The sequence below is a fragment of the Paenibacillus sp. G2S3 genome (assembly GCF_030123105.1).
Taxonomy (GTDB): Bacteria; Bacillota; Bacilli; order Paenibacillales; family Paenibacillaceae; genus Paenibacillus_AQ.
In genome coordinates this window covers 614,598-627,562 of the sequence record NZ_CP126095.1, presented here as the reverse complement: position 1 = coordinate 627,562, position 12,965 = coordinate 614,598, and the positions used below count along the sequence as shown (strand labels likewise).

The following is a 12,965-nucleotide window of genomic DNA, read 5'->3' as shown; positions in this document are numbered from 1 at the left end:
ATACTGTTTGGTTTTATCTAATCCACTTGTTTATATCTTACTGCTCTTGGCGATGACAAATGGACGTTTACTATCCCCGACGAGAATTCTATTTTTACTTAAATGTACGTCCTTATCCATAATCACATTCTCAATAACAGCATTCTCCTCGATGATGCACTTTTGCATAATTACTGAGTTGATGATTTTCGCTCCCTTACGGACCTGAACCCCCCGAAAGATCACGCTATTCTCCACCGTTCCACCTATAATGCAGCCATTAGCCACAAGTGAATTGCTGACATTCGCGCTCTCCAAGTATCGGGTTGGAGCTTCATATTTAATCTTCGTCTGTACCGGACTTTCTTTGAACAAACTGAAGTAATTCTCCTGTTGGAGCAGCTCCAAACTGTTCTTATAATAACTCTCTAATGAATTAATTACGGCATGATAGCCATGATATTCGTATGCGGCGATATTAAATTTGTGTCGGTTCTTCTGAATTACATCACGGAAAAAATAGCTTTCTCCATGCGCAATGCAATGCTCCACCTGCTCCAAGAACAGCTTCTTCTCCATAATGAAGATATCCAGATATAAATTAGGATGGTCTTTCTCATGATGGATATTAGTCACCTTATTCTCTTCGTCTACTTCAATACGCTGGCATAGATCATGTTCTGGCTGCAGTTCCTCAATCTTTTTATACACTACTGTAACGTCGGCACCCTTCTCCAGATGGTAACTATACAAATCCTGAAGATTGATCGTATTGATATGCTGGCTGCCCGAAAACACGATATATTTAGCAGATCCCCGTTTAAAAAGATCCAGATTGTTATGATAATGCTGTAAGTCCCCAAGGGAAGTATCCGTTGGATCGTTCCAGTCTGGAGGCAAAATGAATAATCCCCCATGCTTGCGGTTCATATCCCAGGATTTTCCGTCACCCAAATGGTCCATAAGCGAACGGTATTTACGCCGGACGAACAGGCCAACGCTCTCCAGGTCTGCACGCATCATATTAGAAAGCACGAAATCAATCAACCGATAACGACTGGCAAAAGGTACGGCTGCACCACAGCGGAAATAAGTGAGTTCATTTAGTTTGTCGAGTTCATGATCCAGATTAATTACACCCATGAGTTGCTTCATCGGAATCCACCGTCCTCTTATAATTTATAAGAAAGTATAAGTTTCACGATATACTTTATCCTTATAAATCTCGCATAAACGCTTACCGTCCCTAGAAGGACGCCGAAGGCGTTTTAGCTTGATTATATGGTTTTGGCTACTACTGATTTTCGCTTCTTGCTTTTATTGTCGATCAGCAGAATTTCATTCTCATTCTCCCGTTCGATGCCTATTTCCATATAATCGTCGATTACCGTATTCTCACTAATAATCGCTTTATGAATGCGTACGTTCTTGCCAATCTTAACCTTAGGCATAATCACGGAGTCCGTAATTACACTTCCTTCACCCACTTCTACGCCATAAAAGAGGACCGAGTGATTCACTTCTCCGTGCACAATGCAGCCTTCATTAATAATGCAGCCTGACACTTTCGCCCCTGGAGCGACATATTGGGCAGGTTGATTCGGATTACGTGTAAAAATGCGCCAGCTGGGATCATTTAGATTAAGTGGCGGGGTATCGCTCAGCAAATCCATATTAGCTTCCCATAAGCTAGTTATTGTACCTACATCTCTCCAATATCCTTCAAAAGGGTACGCAAATAAGGAGTTTCCGTCCTCCAGCATTAATGGAATGATATCCTTGCCGAAATCGTGCGAAGAACCCACATTTTCCCCGTCTTCTAATAGATGCTTGCGGAGAATCTCCCATTTGAAGATATACACGCCCATAGAAGCTAACGTGCTTTTGGGTTGAGAGGGCTTCTCCTCAAATTCGTAAATTTTCAGATCGTCCTCCGTATTCAAGATTCCAAATCGGCTTGCTTCCTCCAGCGGAACGTCAATGACAGAAATCGTGCAATCGGCGTTTCTTTCCTTGTGGTATTGAAGCATCGCATGATAATCCATTTTATAAATGTGATCACCGGACAGAATAAGAACATGCTCTGGATCAAACTGATCCACAAACTTAAGATTCCGATAAATCGCATCGGCTGTTCCCCGATACCAGCTGCTTCCATTCTCGCGTTCATGCGGTGGCAATACGAATACCCCACCGTTCTTACGGTTCAAATCCCAATCGCTGCCTACTCCGATGTAAGAATGCAGTATGAGCGGCTCATATTGAGTCAGCACACCAACTGTATCAATCCCTGAATTGGAGCAGTTACTTAAAGGGAAGTCGATGATCCGATAGGTCCCTCCAAAATAAACAGCGGGCTTGGCAAGCGATTTGGTTAAACCTTTCAATCTTTTGCCTTGGCCTCCAGCCAATAGCATGGCTACCATTTCTTTTTTCTTCATGGAAACGCCTCCCTTGACTTATGGGTAATATGAAGTTTCAGCAAGCACAGGTTGAATGAACAGAAGTTCCAGAAAGAAGTGAATTAACAAGAAATACACTTGAAAGAAATGAGCCTTGATAGGAAGATGGACAAAGTTGAAAAAAGCGTGGAAGAAGATTTAACACGAACGAATAATCTAACCTAAAATGGGTAACTTTCACCAAAATCAGGAGATTATCCTTATTGTAAAGTGTTCTATATCCGCCGTCAAAACCCTTTATCACATTTCCAAAAATCCGGATTTTTTAACCTTGTTTGTTATTAAACACATTAATATTACTTATAACTAAATTAACCCCTTTGAATCATCACGAAAGAAAAAAGGCTCATTTAATCGTAAAGCATAGGGACGGATCTTCAGCAAACATTCAACCGAATATGTCATAATGTAGCTATCTATCACTGATTTGGAGGTACCTATGATGAAAGCAGCTCAAGGCGTTCGACTACTGCTCGTAGATGATGAGCCTCATATACTACAATTTCTGGAGCTGGGCCTCCTCAATGAAGGATTCGAAGTCAGAACCGCACCCGACGGAATTACAGCCATCTCGGTCGCCGCTGAGTTCAAGCCACATGTAGCCATCCTAGATGTCATGATGCCCGGCATGGATGGATTCGAGTTATGTCATTACCTGCGCTCGGAGGAGACGGAATTAGCCGTCATTATGCTAACTGCAAAGGATGAAGTGGACGATCGAGTCAAGGGTCTCACTATTGGTGCTGACGATTATATGGTCAAGCCCTTCAGCTTCGACGAATTGCTTGCCCGAATTCAAGCGCGGCTACGCAATCAGTTTCCAGGTCTGCTCGGCGAGGTGCGCTGCGGTCCATTCCGAATTGACAGCCGCAGAAAAGAAATTCGCTTCAAGGAGGAAGTGCTTGAACTCTCCCCCACGGAATACGAGTTACTGCAGTATCTCGTTATCAATCACGGCCTTGTATTAAGTAAGCCTATGATTCTTGATAAGGTGTGGGGCTATGATTTTGGCGGTGAGGAAAATATTGTTGAGGTCTATATCCGATCGCTTCGCGAGAAGCTCGGGGATAAGGAGCACCGTATTATCCGTACCCTGCGGGGAGCAGGCTACCGGGTGGATCTATGAGTACGCGCATCTCTAAATGGTTTCGTAGGCTGCCTGCACCACGTTCTCTGCGCAAGCAGCTGCTAGCCATTTCGCTGCTCATTCTATCAGGATTGCTGCTGCTAATCGGAGTATTACAATATATACTCATGCGGGATTTCATATACAGCAATAGAGCGGAGTCTATGGAAGCGCAAATACGTTCTGTTCCCCGTGAGATGTTTTTCAATTTTTTCAATTCCTATGACGAGGATACTACAACTCCGAATGAGGAAAACTCCGAGCATAATGGCAATTTGCCGGGTGAAAGAAACGGCCAGAATAAAATTCCAGAGGGTCTACGAACCGGTGAGAATAGGCGTCCACTCCTGCTGGATGCCCATACAACCCTCGCAATTTATAGCTCGGATGGCACTTTCAGAGACTTACAGCAAATGACTTTATCTGAATCAGCCGCGCCTAAATTAACGAATGAGGAGTACAATAATCTACTCATTCATACCACGGATAGAGCAACAGGAAATTACAAGCTCATAGAGGGCGAAGACGGCACTGAGCATCTAGCCATATTCGTGAACCTCTATAGACCTGGAAATCCTAGATTGCTACTTCAAATGAGTGTGAATACAGGACCGCTTACGGATGTAATCTTGCAGCAATTGATGATCTACGCAGGTTTGTCAGTGGTTGCTTTAATGGCTGGCTTCTTCCTATACTTGCCTGCCCTTCGAAAGACGCTGGTTCCTCTCTCAAATATGGGCGAGTCCGCCGAGATCATTGATGCCGGGAATCTGGATATCCGTTTTCCAATTAACCAAGGACAGACTGAGATCGACAAGCTGGCTCATTCATTCAATGGTATGCTCGAGCGTCTTGAAATATCCTTTCATAATGAACGGGAAGCCAAGGAACAGATGCGCCGCTTCGCTGCCGATGCTTCTCACGAGCTGCGAACGCCGCTGACCTCGATTCATGGTTTTCTGGAGGTCTTACTGCGAGGCGCTGCAGACAACAAAGAACAGTTATACAATTCATTGCGGAGCATGCACGGTGAATCGAAACGGATCAACAAGCTGGTGGAGGATTTGCTGCTGCTCGCTCGGATGGATGGCGCTCCCCAACTACGGATGACGGATCTGCTTCTCGGAGAGGTGATTTCCGAAATGAAGCCCCATCTGCTCTTGTTGGCGGACCAGCGCAAGGTTACATTTGATATCTCGTATGGCATCCATGGTAAATATGAACCCAATAAGATCAAGCAGGTGATTCTGAATCTGTTTCACAATGCAGTTCAACATACCGATCCACAATCTGGAAGCATATCTCTCTCTTTACATGCTAGAGGAAATGAAGCCATTCTAACGGTACGGGACAATGGTTGCGGAATCTCTACAAAGCATATCCCGCATATCTTCGATCGCTTCTACCGCAGCGATTCCTCACGCACGCGTAAATACGGTGGATCTGGACTCGGTCTTTCAATTACAAAGTCTATCGTGGAGGCACATCACGGCAAGATTAGTGTAAGCAGCACCCTCGGTGAGGGAACAACCTTTAGGGTTACCCTTCCTTGCGAGGAAGGATTAGCCAAGAGAGAGTAACAACCGTTATAATAGATGATAGACTTAAGCCTATGTCTACGATGCCAGTTTTGCTATGTTGTCCATTCTAAGGAGCCACGCTCCGCAAAACTTTGAGGAGGTCAAAAAATGTACGAAATCGCCGTAATTGGAGCCGGTCCTGCCGGTGCAAGCGCAGCCCTGTTCGCCGCCAAGGCGGGCAAAAAAACGCTGCTGATCGACAATGATAAGGGCATGACACGCAGAGGATGGTTTGAGAACTTTTATGGAATTTCCGAAGTAGGCGGTCCTGATCTCGTAGAAACCGGACATAAGCAAGCCGTCAAATTTGGTGCTGAGCTAGTTTCTGAACAAGCTATCAACCTCACTTCTAGCGGCAACGGTTTCGTCATCGAAACCGAAGATGGGATCATTTATGAAGCCAAACATGTTATTCTTGCAACAGGCGCCCTTACGGATCTAGCCGCTAAAGCTGGCGTGGAGACTAAGGATGGTACAGAGCCAAGAATCAAAACAGTAGTCGCTGTTAACCCAGAAGGCAAAACAAATATTGAAGGCATTTGGGCTGCAGGGACCGTTGCCGGAGTAAGTGTACATGCCATTATTACGGCAGGCGATGGCGCGAAGGTAGCGATTAACGTGATTAGTGAGTTAAATGGTGCACGTTACGTGGATCATGATGTATTAAAGGCTTAATCAATGAATTTAAACATAGCTCCGGAGACGATTCTTAGGAATCTGTCCTCCGGATTTTTTATATTGCATAATATAACTGCATTTGGTGCAGCTATTTCATACTTTAGCCCCTCTATGACTCTTTTAAGTGTAGTTTATACAACTAAAAACAGATGGAAAGAGTATTTCCATTGGATTTTAAAGAACTAAGTGTATAAAGTGCAACTACATCGATTCGTAGCGGTTTGATGCGATTTTTAATTGTATAAAGTACACTTAATTGTCCATCCCCACCTGCCCTTTAAACGCCACACGCAAAAAAACTGCCCCAAACATCATCCCACCGCCGCCGAAGACGATGTTAAGGTTGTTTGGAACAGTCTCCTTCAATCACTAGCGTGTACCCCAAGGTAACGCCCCCACTTCTTCATTTTCCTTCAGACTAGCCGCCAGCTTCTGCAAATACGGAACTAATAATGGACGCAACTCCTCACGCATCAATCCGACCTCCAGCGTAGCCTGAATATAGCCAAATTTATCGCCGATATCATAACGTTGTCCGATCAAATCCAGCGCCAGCAGACCTTCATTCCGGCATACTTCATGCAATGCATCTGTCAGTTGATATTCGCCGCCTGCTCCACGCTCGAGCTTAGCCAGCACCGAAAATATCGAAGGCTCCAAAATGTAACGTCCCATAATAGCATTTTCTGAAGGTGCTGCTTCCGGGGAAGGCTTCTCCACCAATCCTTTTACTTCATGAACTCCATTTAGTGAGCCGCTCGAGGATATAATCCCATATTTATGAACCTCCTGCCGTGGCACCTGCTGAACACCGACGATGGTCTGCTCCTCTTGTTCATACAATCGCATCATTTGCAGCAGCGCCGGGTCCTCCGAGACCATAATATCGTCACCTAGCAGAACTGCAAAGGGCTCATCCCCAATGAACTGTTCCGCACAAAGGATGGCGTGACCTAGTCCAAGCGGCTCTTTTTGCCTAATGTAATGAATGCTAGCTAGTTCGCTAATCGCCTGGACTTCACGAAGCAGCTCCTCTTTTCCTTTTTCCAATAGCGTCTGTTCCAGTTCCACTGATTTATCAAAATGATCTTCAATCGACTTCTTGTTGCGGCCCGTCACGATAATGATGCTTTCAATACCGGATCGAACAGCTTCTTCTACGATGTATTGAATCGCCGGCTTATCCACAATGGGCAGCATTTCCTTGGGCTGTGCCTTAGTTGCAGGCAGGAACCGAGTGCCTAGGCCCGCGGCGGGAATAACCGCTTTTCTAATCTTCACACCGAATCCCTCCCTTGCATTTATTGACGATGTAGGACTTGCTGCTCACGAACATCCTGCTGTTTCTTACCTTCATAGAACTCTTGGACAATATAGAGCGGACGGCCCTTAGTCTCATCATAAATCCGGCCCACATACTCACCCAGAATCCCTAACATAATGAGTACAAAGCCATTAAAGGTTAGTGTGATTCCGATCATTGATGCCCAGCCTTTAACGACTGAATCCGTAAAGATCACCAGATAAAGCACATACATCAGATATAGGAAACCGGAGGCCGATAGCAATGCGCCAAGGTATCCTGCCAGCTTCAGTGGCTTATAAGAGAAGGAGGTAATTCCGTCCAGGGAGAGCTTGATCATGCGCTTCAGCGGATATTTTGTCTCTCCAGCCAGACGTTCATCACGCTCATATTCAATGGCTTTTTGGCGGAAACCGACCCAGCTGACCAGACCGCGTACGAATCGATTTTTCTCCGGCAGACGTTTGAGCTCTTCGCAGACCTTACGATCTATGAGGCGAAAATCCCCCGTATCCACAGGGATAGAAATATCGGTTGAATAACGAAGCACTCTATAAAATAGGCTGGCCGTCCACTTTTTGAATAAGGATTCTCCGTTTCGCTTTATCCTTTTGGCATATACAACTTCATAACCCTTCTTCCATTCCGCAATCATGTCCAGAATCAGTTCCGGCGGATCTTGCAAATCGGCATCAATGATGACGACTGCATCTCCTAAGGCATAATCCATTCCGGCAGTAATGGCGATCTGATGTCCAAAGTTACGAGACAAATCGATCAGCTTCACACTCTCATCCCAGTAGCTATATTCCTCAATCATCTGGGCACAATTGTCTGTGCTCCCGTCATTCACGAAGATTAGCTCATACACTTCACCCGTTAAACCCATTACTTTTTTGATCCGACGATAAGTCTCCTGAATAACTGCCTCTTCGTTAAACATTGGTATAATAATGGAATAGCGCACGTTGGTACTCATGAGCAGCTCCTCCTTAAATTTGAATACTGAAGCGTGCCAGATCCATCTCATAACACGCCTCATATGATTAACATTCGTCTAGTTTACTGTGACTTTGTATAACGTCCCGCTGTTTCCAGCATCGTTTCCTGCCCAATCAGCCGCTGCAACTTCTGTACCATTCTCCGTGATCCAAGTCGTCAACTCGGAGTTGCCTCCACGTCCACCACCCATACCAACGCTATTGATCAGGAAGTACTTCACCTTTCCACTCTCAACAAACGCCTTTAAGGTATCAGGGGTATACACTGTGTCTGAGTTAGAAAATCCGTTCAAAATAACAACCGATGCACCTTTGTCCACGATATAAGGAGCTGCTGTGCCATAATCCAATGTAGCAAATAGATAAGTCTCCCCAGTATTGTTCTCCTCCAAATAGGACAACAGACTCTCATTTGCACTTGTGGCGCTATTACGTCCAAAATTGCTTGAATTGCCGCCCATTCCCCCTCTACCCTCACTACTGCTCGGGCCTGCCTCAGGGGTTTGACTGTTCAAGCCATAAGTAATTGGAGTAGCTGCCCAATAGAGAGGCCCAATTAACAATACTAGTGCTGCTGCAATACCGGTCGCATAAATAAAGGATTTCTGTTTACCTTTAAGAACTACCAGTACCAGTGAAACCACTATTCCTGCAGCTAAAATCCCATTGGACCAGCCGCTGCCAATCGTATCGTCATAAGGATGAACGATGTACCACTGGAAACCTGCTGTAACCAGCGTTGCGGCAGGCAATAGCCAAGATAGCCAACCAGAAGAGTGCTCGCGATATAGCGTCCACAGCTTTGACCAGCCTGCACCGACTAACGCTGCAATTGGCGGAGCCATCATCACCAGATAATATTGATGGAAGAACCCTGCGATACTGAAGAATCCCATAATAGGCAACAGCCATGCCAGCCAGAAAAGAGCTTCCTTATGCGCTTGGGTAAAGTTTTTTCTCCGCAGATTGGCGAATAATCCAATGCAGCCAAACAATACGAAAGGTAGCATCCAGCTAGCTTGACCTGACAGCTCTGATTGGAATAAGCGCAGCGGGCCTGCTGTTCCTGTATTGAACATCCCGCCTCCGCTTCCACCGCCATTCATGCCACCGCGATTTCCTCGGCCGCCGTCGTCACCACCAAATTGCCGACCTTGACTGTCTGTTCCACCAGAAGGTTGCCCTGGTGCACTTCCATCATCGTCACCAGTCTGGCTATTCGAGGTCGAATTTGTGCCTTGCCGGCCCGAAAATTCTCCACGTCCACCTTCCGTCCTATTTGTAGCATCTGTGCCATTCATAGCGGGCATCTCACCATTCATGTTCGGCATCTCGCCATTCATAGCCGGCATCTCGCCACCATTCATAGGAGGCATTCCACCTCCGCCTCCGCCTGCCCCACGGTCCCCCGTCAATCGCGCAACGCCATTATAACCAAAGGCAAGATTCAGCACTGAATTTGTGCCGCTACTGCCGATATAAGGTCGTTTGCTGGCGGGAATCGAATCCACGATCACTGCCCAGGATAAGGAGACTACAAGCAATATTGCTGTGGAGGCTGCCAATACTCCCGTCTTTCTCTTCCAGTTCACTTTAGCAGCCAAAACATAAAAGAGATAAAAAGCCGGTAAAACCATATAAGCCTGCAGCATCTTCTCGTTAAACCCAACACCGATTAACGCAAATGCTGTGAGAAGACTGCCCATTTTGTTATTCTTCGTTCCTTTAAATAGAAACCATGCCGCGAGTAGAAGGGTGAATACAAGCAGCGCATCAATGTTATTCGTCCGGCTGACTGCCGCTGCTACGGGAGTGGTTGCCATAACTAGAGCCGCTAAACGTGCTGCCGCTCTACCGAAGGTAGGCTTAACTAGCAGGTATAGAAGTAGCACAGAGCCGACGCCCCCAAGGGCTTGCGGCAAAATCACACTCCAACCATGCAACCCGAAGATGAGTGCGCTAAGCGTCTGAATCCAAAAGGTAACCGGTGGTTTATCCACCGTTACTGAACCCGCGGAGTCCAGTGAAGCGAAGAAGAAATTATGAAAGTTCTGCAGCATACTTCCCACCGCGGTGGTGTAGTATGTATTCACATAGTGGTCATTCCAAACTCCATAACCGTACAAAAAAGCGGCAAGTAATAAAATGAGCCAGAGTATAAGATCCGAGCTTGTTTTTTTGCCCCTATTCATCTCCATCCACTCCTATCCTTTGATCGTCTATATTCCGGCAGTTCTGTGCCCCCGGTTCAATCTTTCTGTAGGTTTATTATTTCACCCTTACCTTAACTCTCAATGAGTCCAAGCTGAATGTTTGCTGAATATACAAGGCCGCCAGAACGCAAAAAAAGCCCCATAATTGTGGAGGCTTTCTGTTCAAATCCCAACCCAAGCAAAAATTTTAAAATAGACTATTCCATCCTGCCCATAGCAACGAGCTTATTCACTGTATTCCAGTTACGTGCTGTAACAGGCATACCCAATATTTTGTCAAAAGGAACCTTGAAAAGCGGCGATTGGCTCACACTGACATCATATAATACGTACATCTCTCTGCCGACAAAACGCAGTTTATCCGGTCCATCCTCATAAATACGCAGCTTATCTAGCGCTTCAGCTGAAGGCTCTGCTGGCAGAAAAGAAACATACCATTTTTTGAACGCCTCCGGCTCGGATAGCTGAAAGGGATTATTAGCGATTACTTCCTCCATCTCAGCCAGTGTACGAATCATAACAGATACCTCAAAACCAAACACCTCATGAATCTGGCGTTCAATGACTCCGCTAAGGAGGCTCTCCGATTCCTCATCACTTTCAAATACTACATTTCCGCTCTGAATATACGTTCGTACATTGTGAAAACCAAGGGACTGCAACATCGTCTTCAGATCCTGCATCTTAATGATTTTGTTGCCACCGACGTTAATACCACGCAGTAGTGCAATAAAGGTAGTCATGGAATACACTCCGTTTCTTGTCAGGATCAGCTTAGGTCCACAGTTAAGGTCTGCAGACGTTTACGAACTTCTTTAACTAGAAGCTCTTTCTCAGGTGGCGGAAGCCCTTCCACCAGACGTGCGGCAGCGATTGGCAGAATCCAGCGGTCTACTTCCTCATAGGTGTATCCTGATAATCTGAGATACTCTTGAATATACCCCTTAGTTAATCTTTTCCTGATAAAACCTAACATCAATTTGGAGAAAGCAGATGCACCCGGAGGCATAGCTCCCAAACTGAACATCACTACGGAGCGCGCAGCATCTCCAGCAGGTTCTCCCACGACGCCAGTCATCCAGTCGATCACCCAGAGCTGATCGTCCATAAGCACATTGTCAGGATGGAAATCCCCATGACATAAATGCGTTCCTTCCGGTAACTTCTCCAGATAGCTTAGAATGACTGACTTCTCATCTTCACTAAGCATAGGAGCCCCCATGATATTCCACTTTAACATATCCTTTTGCTGTCCGATTTCCTCGGTAATTTCAAGCTTATGCAAATCAAAGTGAAGCCCCGCCATCATCCTGGCATATTGGGTAACTTTCCAAGGCTTCTCACCCATCAACTTTAGCAGGGAGGGACCCTGAATTTGTTGAAAAACGATACCTTTCCTTGTCTGTTCAGAAATAAGCTCAAAAGGCTGCGGTGTCCGAACCCCCTGTGCATGTACAAACTGGCAGATTTTATATTCCCGGCTGACGTTTTGCTCTGATATATCCTCCCGGTACAATTTAAGAATCTTCTGATCGTCATGCTGCCAGATCTCCGCTGTTCTGCCTTCCCCAACAAGCTTCGCCTTCATTCAGCTTCCTCCATTTAGTCCAGATTAATGCGGGTAAAATGCTCAACTACCGGAAATGGTTCGTAATAATGGTGAAGCAGCGCCTTCCATTCCTGATACTGGCTGGATTCTCTGAATCCTATGGTATGATCTTCAAGCGTTCTCCACTTTACAAGCAGCAGATACTTATGATCATCCTCCAAGCAATGTTGCAGTTCATGCCCTATGTAGCCTTCGATCGAAGAAATTAAGCTTGATGCCTCCTTGAAGCTTTTTTCAAATTCAGTAGTCAAACCAGGCTTCACTTGCAGCATCGCAGCTTCCAAAATCATACTCAACATCCTCCATAGGTTATGTATTTAAAGCATCACGGAAAAATTCATGATAAAAATTAATAATAACAAGCAAAATGGCTAGTGACTCGTTGACCTGCTCTACCTCAAGGCTATGATTAGCATCATCGATTCTATACACTTTTAAATGATGCAGTCCACTAATTTCACCGGAATGCTGTTCACTAAATAAAGGATCGCCTCCGCCATAAATAACACTACCCTTACTCTGCTGAATCAGAGGGATCGCCTCAGGTAATGGTGTTATAAATAGATGAGAAGTCTTCTTCTGTATCTCCAGCTCTTCTGCAATTCTCCCTGCGATGACCGCACCCACGCTTTTGCTGATAAATAGAATCTTTTTGTATTCAGGAAGAGATGCAATGGCTGCCTTACATTCCTGAATGAGAATAATCATTTCATCACGCTTGAAACCTACTCTCGCACTCTGGTAGCCATATTCAAGCAGCAGGACATCGCAATTATGTTCCCGAGCTGCTTTGGCCGCATAATCTAGCAGAGGGCGTTCAGCCGAGTAATTTTTCCCCGGAAAAATAACAGCCAGCGCCTTGGATCCTTGGGTGATATATTTATGTCTAACCTCTCTCCCCCAATAAGAGGACATAATGATATTGCTGACGTTCATACATGTTCCCCTCTCTTCTAAAACAGCCATTCTATGTATCTATCATTATAGCTAACTTATGTTTAGTTTTGAAATCAA

12 protein-coding genes are annotated in these 12,965 nt (G+C 45.4%); 3 read left to right on the top strand and 9 right to left on the bottom strand.

The genetic code is table 11. The features are described from left to right. Positions 1 to 30: 30 nt before the first annotated feature. A complete protein-coding gene (gene glgD, locus QNH28_RS02860; protein WP_283910081.1) occupies positions 31 to 1,134 on the bottom strand; it encodes a glucose-1-phosphate adenylyltransferase subunit GlgD in 1,104 nt (367 codons plus the stop codon). A 122-nt stretch (positions 1,135 to 1,256) separates the two neighbouring features. Next, complete coding sequence (locus tag QNH28_RS02855) at positions 1,257 to 2,420, bottom strand: glucose-1-phosphate adenylyltransferase (protein WP_283910080.1); 1,164 nt, start codon at positions 2,418 to 2,420, stop codon at positions 1,257 to 1,259. Positions 2,421 to 2,883: 463 nt separating this feature from the next. Between QNH28_RS02855 and QNH28_RS02850 the strand changes: the two genes are divergently transcribed. The 3 genes from QNH28_RS02850 to QNH28_RS02840 all read left to right on the top strand — a co-directional run bounded on the left by QNH28_RS02850 (position 2,884) and on the right by QNH28_RS02840 (position 5,822). Then, positions 2,884 to 3,567 (top strand): response regulator transcription factor, encoded by a 684-nt coding sequence (locus QNH28_RS02850; RefSeq protein WP_076116779.1) that lies wholly within the window; start codon positions 2,884 to 2,886, stop codon positions 3,565 to 3,567. Then, entirely contained in the window at positions 3,564 to 5,147 is a 1,584-nt protein-coding gene (locus QNH28_RS02845; protein WP_283910079.1) for a sensor histidine kinase, read from the top strand. The genes QNH28_RS02850 and QNH28_RS02845 overlap by 4 nt, the downstream gene beginning before the upstream one ends. A gap of 108 nt (positions 5,148 to 5,255) precedes the next feature. Further along, entirely contained in the window at positions 5,256 to 5,822 is a 567-nt protein-coding gene (locus QNH28_RS02840) for an FAD-dependent oxidoreductase (protein ID WP_283910078.1), read from the top strand. Positions 5,823 to 6,194: 372 nt separating this feature from the next. Here the strand turns inward: QNH28_RS02840 and galU are convergent, their stop codons facing one another. The 7 genes from galU to QNH28_RS02805 all read right to left on the bottom strand — a co-directional run bounded on the left by galU (position 6,195) and on the right by QNH28_RS02805 (position 12,887). Next, the gene (gene galU / locus QNH28_RS02835) at positions 6,195 to 7,106 is read right to left on the bottom strand and encodes a UTP--glucose-1-phosphate uridylyltransferase GalU (RefSeq protein ID WP_283910077.1); all 912 of its coding nucleotides are present in this window, start codon (positions 7,104 to 7,106) and stop codon (positions 6,195 to 6,197) included. A gap of 20 nt (positions 7,107 to 7,126) precedes the next feature. Next, positions 7,127 to 8,107 (bottom strand): glycosyltransferase family 2 protein, encoded by a 981-nt coding sequence (locus tag QNH28_RS02830; RefSeq protein WP_283910076.1) that lies wholly within the window; start codon positions 8,105 to 8,107, stop codon positions 7,127 to 7,129. Between the two features lie 78 nt (positions 8,108 to 8,185). Beyond that, positions 8,186 to 10,321 (bottom strand): glycosyltransferase family 39 protein, encoded by a 2,136-nt coding sequence (locus QNH28_RS02825; RefSeq protein ID WP_283910075.1) that lies wholly within the window; start codon positions 10,319 to 10,321, stop codon positions 8,186 to 8,188. Between the two features lie 218 nt (positions 10,322 to 10,539). Further along, positions 10,540 to 11,085: a DUF1697 domain-containing protein gene (locus tag QNH28_RS02820; RefSeq protein WP_283910074.1), complete on the bottom strand. Its 546-nt coding sequence runs from the start codon at positions 11,083 to 11,085 to the stop codon at positions 10,540 to 10,542. Between the two features lie 26 nt (positions 11,086 to 11,111). After that, positions 11,112 to 11,930 carry a phosphotransferase family protein gene (locus QNH28_RS02815; protein ID WP_283910073.1) on the bottom strand — a complete coding sequence of 273 codons (819 nt, stop codon included), beginning with the start codon at positions 11,928 to 11,930 and terminating at the stop codon, positions 11,112 to 11,114. 14 nt (positions 11,931 to 11,944) lie between these two features. Then, positions 11,945 to 12,241, bottom strand: a complete 297-nt coding sequence (locus tag QNH28_RS02810) for an antibiotic biosynthesis monooxygenase family protein (RefSeq protein WP_283910072.1) — start codon at positions 12,239 to 12,241, stop codon at positions 11,945 to 11,947. Positions 12,242 to 12,260: 19 nt separating this feature from the next. Continuing rightward, the gene (locus QNH28_RS02805) at positions 12,261 to 12,887 is read right to left on the bottom strand and encodes a hypothetical protein (protein WP_283910071.1); all 627 of its coding nucleotides are present in this window, start codon (positions 12,885 to 12,887) and stop codon (positions 12,261 to 12,263) included. Positions 12,888 to 12,965 lie beyond the last annotated feature (78 nt).

What these genes read in the sequence shown, in the direction of transcription:
- QNH28_RS02815 (WP_283910073.1), bottom strand. Translation starts at nt 11,930, where the DNA reads ATGAAGGCGAAGCTTGTTGGGGAAGGCAGAACAGCGGAGATCTGGCAG.
- QNH28_RS02820 (WP_283910074.1), bottom strand. Translation starts at nt 11,085, where the DNA reads ATGACTACCTTTATTGCACTACTGCGTGGTATTAACGTCGGTGGCAAC.
- glgD (WP_283910081.1), bottom strand. Translation starts at nt 1,134, where the DNA reads ATGAAGCAACTCATGGGTGTAATTAATCTGGATCATGAACTCGACAAA.
- QNH28_RS02805 (WP_283910071.1), bottom strand. Translation starts at nt 12,887, where the DNA reads ATGAACGTCAGCAATATCATTATGTCCTCTTATTGGGGGAGAGAGGTT.
- QNH28_RS02830 (WP_283910076.1), bottom strand. Translation starts at nt 8,107, where the DNA reads ATGAGTACCAACGTGCGCTATTCCATTATTATACCAATGTTTAACGAA.
- QNH28_RS02845 (WP_283910079.1), top strand. Translation starts at nt 3,564, where the DNA reads ATGAGTACGCGCATCTCTAAATGGTTTCGTAGGCTGCCTGCACCACGT.
- QNH28_RS02825 (WP_283910075.1), bottom strand. Translation starts at nt 10,321, where the DNA reads ATGAATAGGGGCAAAAAAACAAGCTCGGATCTTATACTCTGGCTCATT.
- QNH28_RS02840 (WP_283910078.1), top strand. Translation starts at nt 5,256, where the DNA reads ATGTACGAAATCGCCGTAATTGGAGCCGGTCCTGCCGGTGCAAGCGCA.
- QNH28_RS02855 (WP_283910080.1), bottom strand. Translation starts at nt 2,420, where the DNA reads ATGAAGAAAAAAGAAATGGTAGCCATGCTATTGGCTGGAGGCCAAGGC.
- QNH28_RS02850 (WP_076116779.1), top strand. Translation starts at nt 2,884, where the DNA reads ATGAAAGCAGCTCAAGGCGTTCGACTACTGCTCGTAGATGATGAGCCT.
- QNH28_RS02810 (WP_283910072.1), bottom strand. Translation starts at nt 12,241, where the DNA reads ATGATTTTGGAAGCTGCGATGCTGCAAGTGAAGCCTGGTTTGACTACT.